Consider the following 5,401-nt stretch of genomic DNA (forward strand, 5'->3'; position numbering starts at 1 on the left):
CGCGGGCGCCACCGTCGCCGCCACGGCCTCGACCCCTGAGCGCGCCGCCCGCCTGCGCGCCCTCGGCGCGAGCGAGACGCCGGGCCGCGCCCCGACGCCCGATCAGGCACCGTACGACGTGATCCTCGACATCGTCTCGGGCCCCGGCCTCCCGGCCTTCCTCGGCCTCCTCGCCCCGAACGGCCGCCTCGTGAGCGTCGGAGCGGTCGGCGGGCAGCCGCCCGAGGACTTCGGTACGCACCTGATGACGGCCTTCCAGAAGTCCCTGACCTTCGCCACCCTGAGCCTCGCGACGATCCCCCCGGACGCCCTGCGCACGGTACGGACCGCCCACTTCGCGGCGGCGACCCGGCACGAGCTGACCCCCGTCGTCCACGCGACCCTCCCCCTCACGGAGGCGGCGGCGGCACACGCGGAGATGGACGCGGGGAGGGTGTTCGGCCGGATGGTGCTGACGCCGACCAATTGACGCCGAAAGCCGACGCCCGAGGAATCTCAGCCGGTGGCCCGGGGGCGGCGCCCCCGAAAGCGGCGCCCCCGCCGAACCGCGCCCCGCCCCCCGCTACCGTCTCGGTATGCCGTGCCCCCACACCTCCCGCACCCCCCTCCCCCCGGAGGCCCCCCTCCCGCACGCCCCCGCCCTCTTCTCGCGGGAGTTCGCCGCCCACCCCTACCCCTCCTACGCGTGGCTGCGCGCGCACGAACCCCTCGCGTGGACGCGGCTGCCCAGCGGGGTCGAGGCGTGGCTCGTGACGCGGTACGAGGACGCGCGGCGGGCGCTCGCCGAGCCCCGGCTCTCGAAGAACCCGGCGCACCACGCGGAGGGGGCGGGGGCGCGCGGGAAGACCGGGATTCCCGGGGAGCGCAAGGCCGAGCTGATGACGCACCTGCTCAACATCGACCCGCCCGACCACACCCGGCTGCGCCGTCTCGTCTCGAAGGCGTTCACGCCGCGCCGCGTCGCGGCCTTCGCGCCGCGCGTCGCCGAGCTGACGGACCAGCTCATCGACGGCTTCGCGGCGCGCGGCAGCGCGGACCTCATCCACGAGTTCGCCTTCCCGCTCCCCATCTACGCCATCTGCGACCTGCTCGGCGTCCCGCGCGAGGACCAGGACGACTTCCGCGACTGGGCGGGCATGATGATCCGGCACGGGCAGGGCCCGCGCGGGGGAGTGGGGCGCGCGGTCGGCAAGATGCGCGGCTACCTCGCCGAACTCATCCACAGGAAGCGCCGCGACCTCGGCGACGACCTCATCTCGGCCCTCATCCAGGCCGTCGACGACGGCGAGCACCTCACCGAGAACGAAGCCGCCGCGATGGCGTTCATCCTGCTGTTCGCGGGTTTCGAGACGACCGTGAACTTGATCGGTAACGGCACTTTCGCGCTCCTCCAGCACCCGGAACAGCGCGCCGGCCTCCAGGAAGCCCTGGACTCCCCCGACCACGGCGAAGCCCTCCTCACCACCGGCATCGAGGAGCTCCTGCGCTTCGACGGCCCCGTCGAACTCGCCACCTGGCGCTACGCCACCGAGTCCTTCGACCTCGCCGGGCGGCACATCCGCGCCGGGGACCCCGTTCTCGTCGTCCTGGCCGCCGCCGACCACGACCCCGCGCGCTTCCCCGACCCCGCCACGCTCGACCTCACCCGCCGCGACAACCAGCACCTCGGCTACGGCCACGGCATCCACTACTGCCTCGGCGCCCCGCTCGCCCGCCTGGAGGGCAAGACCGCCCTCGCCCGCCTCTTCACGCGCCTCCCCGACCTCGCCCTCGACGCGGACCCCGGACAACTGCGCTGGCGCGGCGGCCTCATCATGCGCGGCCTGCGCACCCTTCCCGTCCGTTTCACAGCCGAGGCGCCGCCCCCCGGCCCCGCGCGGACCCGGCCGCACGGCGGGTGACCGCGTCGCCGCTGCGCCGAGTCGGCGGTCTGGTGAGCGAGGGTGCCCCTCGGTACGATCGCGGGCCGGAGGCGGGCCCTTCCACCGGAGGCACAGCGATGTCCGCAGCGGAAGAGAAATTCAACTGGCATCAACTGCCGGCGTTCTTCCAGGACGCGGACAAGAGTTCCATTCGCGCGAAACGCCGTTACTTCGGGCAACTGCGGGCCAACCTCCTCCTGCTCTTCGTGGCGGCGGCCTGCGGCGCGACGACGGTGCGCTTCCACGAGGACGGGCTCGACTGGGCCGGGGCGGTGGCCGGACTCGCCTTCGTGGCCTCGGCTTTCGTCCGCCTCTACATCGAACAGCAGCGGGACGAAAGGCGCTGGTACGAGTGTCGCGCGGCGGCGGAATCCTGCAAGACGCTCTGCTGGCGCTACGCGGTGGGCGGCGACCCCTTCCCGGAGACGATGGGGACGCGAGAGGCGCGGGCGCTGTACCTCGACCGCCTGCACGACATCAGTACGGGCCTGGAGATCGTCGACGTGTCCACGGGGCTCGACGTGAACGAGGAGATGGACAGGTGCCGGGCGAGCAGCCGGGCCGAGCGGATCGAGATCTACCGCACCAATCGCCTCACGGACCAGCTCGCCTGGTACTCGGCGATGGCGGCGGCCCGGGACCGTGGTTCCCGCCGGTGGCGGAGTTCGGCCCTCGTGGGCGAACTCATCGGCGTGATCGCGGGTGTGCTCAAGGCGTACGGGGTCATCGACATCGATCTCGTGGGGGTGGTGGGCGCCGCCGTCGCGGGGCTGACCGCCTGGTTCCAGGCGCACCGCCTCGACACGGAGGCGACCGCGTACAGCGTGACCGCCCGGGAGATCCGGCACATCCTGTCCCTCGTCGACACCGAGGCCGGCCCGGACGAGTGGGCGCGTTTCGTGGGGCAGGCCGAGACCGCGATATCGCGCGAGCACACGATGTGGGGCGCCGGGCGAAGCGGCAGGTCCGCGCCGACGGTGTAGAGCGCCCGCTTCCGTATCGGCGCGCCGCGTCCTTTTCGCCCGGCTCCACCCGGGCATATGAGCACTCGTGAACTGAACGCGCGTCAATAATGTGATGTTCGCGTGATCAGTGCTGCATCGACTTGTGACGAGCGTTCGAATCCCGCTACGTTCACGTCGGATCATCTGTCCCACCAGCTGACCCTCAGCTCTTGCGAAAGGCACCGCATGCTCTCCGGGAACGGTCGCCACCGACGCCCCCGCCAGGCCCCGGCCCTTGTCGTCGCGGCAGGGGTCACCGGCTCCGCCATCGCCATCCCCCTCCTCGGCGCGGGGACCGCGAGCGCCGACCAGGGTCCCTGGGACCGCCTCGTGGAGTGCGAGACGGGCGGCGACTGGGCGGCCGACAGCGGCAACGACTACTACGGCGGCCTCCAGCTCTCCGACGAGGAGTGGGAGGCCCACGGCGGTCTCGACCTCGCGCCCCGTGCCGACATGGCGACGCCCGCCCAGCAGATACAGGTGGGGCAGCGCATCCTCGCGGCCCAGGGCCCCTCCGCCTGGCCCGGCTGCGCCCTGACCGCCGGGCTCACCACGGAGGACGGTTCCACGGCTTCCGCGCCCGCCGCCAAGACCACGCCGAGCGCCACCGCGCCGGACACGACACAGGCGGACAAGAAGGACAAGAAGGAGAAGAAGGGCAAGGAGGAGGCTAGTTCGCCCTCCCCGAGCGCCGACCCCTCCGCCTCCACGACGCCCGACGCGGACGACGCCTCCACCGGCACCCCGTCCTCCGGCGCCTCCGCCGGCCCGTCCGGCAAGGACGAGGACGGCGCCACGGGCAAGCACGGCGCGACGGGCAAGAGCGACGCGACGGGACAGAGTCGCGGCAAGCATGCGAAGCCCACCCCCTCCGGCTCGCCCTCCCAGGCCGCCGACCCCTCCGCCTCGCCCTCCGAGTCGACCACCGTCCCCGGCGCCCTCCCCGGCGAGACGTCCGCCACTCCCGGCGACGACCGCGACTCCGGCGCGGACCGCTCCGCCCCCGGCGGCCGTCACGCGGCCGGGGACACGGAGGGTCAGAAGGGTGCGGACGGGGCGGACAAGGCCGATTCGTACAAGGTGCGCGAAGGGGACAATCTCTGGAGCATCGCCGAGGCGCACAAGATCGCCGACGGCTGGACCGCGCTCTACGAGCAGAACAAGAAGATCGTCGGCACCGACCCGGACCTCATTCTCCCTGGCCAGAGCCTGGATCTTGGTGCGGATTCAGGGCGATAACCGGACAAGCGGTTGACCGCATCTGTCCGTTATTGTCCGGTAGGGGTCGAGTGAGACATGAGTCTCAACCGCCCTGATCGTCTTTGAAGTTCCGCTGATTTCTTGCTTAACGTCGTGCTCGCTTCCCCACCGGGAGGCCCCGACGGTCGTCACGCCGAATCCTGCCGGCGCCCGTTTCGGGACAGTCGTCGCGTCACGCGCCGAAGGCAGGAGCGGGGGACCCAAGGTTTGCGTCCCAGCCGGCGCCCGGGAGACCGGGCGCCGGTCCGGGGCTAGGGGTGAAGCCGGGCGGCAGCCGCCGTCCGGCCGGGCAACTCACGGGCCCGAACCCGACAGCTCACCTCGTAGGCGTCGGTGAGGAGATCCTCCATGCTGTTTTCCGGCAAGGCCAAGCACCGTCGCCGCCGTACCACCCGCATCGTCGCGTTCGCCGGTGTCACCGGTGCCGCGATCGCCGTCCCGCTGATGGCGAGCGGCAGCGCCTCCGCCGCCTCGACCGCCACCTGGGACGCCGTCGCCCAGTGCGAGTCCGGTGGCAACTGGTCCATCAACACGGGCAACGGCTACTACGGTGGCCTCCAGTTCAACCAGTCCTCCTGGGCCGCCGCCGGTGGCACCCAGTACGCCCCGCGTGCCGACCTGGCCACCAAGGACCAGCAGATCGCCACCGCCGAGCGTCTCCTCGACATGCAGGGCCCGGGTGCCTGGTCCTGCGCCGGCGCCGGCAACCTCACCAACGACGGTGTCGACCCGGGTGTCAACCCCAACGGTGGCGGCCAGCAGACGCAGGAGCGTTCCGCCGGCGACCAGAGCGCCTCGCGCAGCCAGCAGCGCCAGGCCCCGCAGCCGCAGCACACCACCCCGAAGTCGACCACCGGCACGGTCAAGACCGACACCGGCATCACCGTCCCCAAGGGTGACGGCGAGTACAAGGTCGTCAAGGGCGACAGCCTCAGCGAGATCGCCCAGAAGCACCACGTCTCCGGCGGCTGGCACAAGCTCTTCGAGCTGAACAAGGACATCGTCAAGGACGCCGACCTCATCTACCCGGGCCAGCAGCTCCACCTCAGCTGACCCCTCCCGGGAGGCGACCGGGCCACCGCGCCCGGGACGCACCCCCGAGAAGCCGCCCCGCCCCGCCGCGTTCTCCCCCGTACGCGGCGGGGCGGGGCTTTCGGCTTTCGCGTCCACGCGGCGCGAGCCGCGCCCCGCGCCCCCGCACCCCGCGCCCCCGCG

Annotated in this window: 5 protein-coding genes and 1 riboswitch; all 5 genes read left to right on the top strand. The window is 72.4% G+C overall.

Annotated features, from left to right (window positions below; translation table 11 throughout):
* A partial coding sequence (locus G3I42_RS02010; protein ID WP_164282135.1) for a zinc-binding dehydrogenase occupies positions 1-469 on the top strand: 469 nt, incomplete at its 5' end.
* Positions 470-575: 106 nt separating this feature from the next.
* Positions 576-1,901, top strand: a complete 1,326-nt coding sequence (locus tag G3I42_RS02015) for a cytochrome P450 (RefSeq protein WP_164282136.1) — start codon at positions 576-578, stop codon at positions 1,899-1,901.
* Positions 1,902-1,999: 98 nt separating this feature from the next.
* Complete coding sequence (locus G3I42_RS02020; RefSeq protein ID WP_164282137.1) at positions 2,000-2,905, top strand: DUF4231 domain-containing protein; 906 nt, start codon at positions 2,000-2,002, stop codon at positions 2,903-2,905.
* A 207-nt stretch (positions 2,906-3,112) separates the two neighbouring features.
* Entirely contained in the window at positions 3,113-4,165 is a 1,053-nt protein-coding gene (locus tag G3I42_RS02025; protein WP_164282138.1) for a transglycosylase family protein, read from the top strand.
* Positions 4,166-4,353: 188 nt separating this feature from the next.
* Positions 4,354-4,531, top strand: a riboswitch (cyclic di-AMP (ydaO/yuaA leader).
* 3 nt (positions 4,532-4,534) lie between these two features.
* Positions 4,535-5,239 carry a transglycosylase family protein gene (locus G3I42_RS02030; protein ID WP_164282139.1) on the top strand — a complete coding sequence of 235 codons (705 nt, stop codon included), beginning with the start codon at positions 4,535-4,537 and terminating at the stop codon, positions 5,237-5,239.
* The last annotated feature ends 162 nt before the right edge of the window (positions 5,240-5,401 follow it).

Source organism: Streptomyces sp. SID11385, from assembly GCF_010548245.1.
Lineage (GTDB): Bacteria > Actinomycetota > Actinomycetes > Streptomycetales > Streptomycetaceae > Streptomyces.

What these genes read in the sequence shown, in the direction of transcription:
- G3I42_RS02015 (WP_164282136.1), top strand. Translation starts at nt 576, where the DNA reads ATGCCGTGCCCCCACACCTCCCGCACCCCCCTCCCCCCGGAGGCCCCC.
- G3I42_RS02020 (WP_164282137.1), top strand. Translation starts at nt 2,000, where the DNA reads ATGTCCGCAGCGGAAGAGAAATTCAACTGGCATCAACTGCCGGCGTTC.
- G3I42_RS02025 (WP_164282138.1), top strand. Translation starts at nt 3,113, where the DNA reads ATGCTCTCCGGGAACGGTCGCCACCGACGCCCCCGCCAGGCCCCGGCC.
- G3I42_RS02030 (WP_164282139.1), top strand. Translation starts at nt 4,535, where the DNA reads ATGCTGTTTTCCGGCAAGGCCAAGCACCGTCGCCGCCGTACCACCCGC.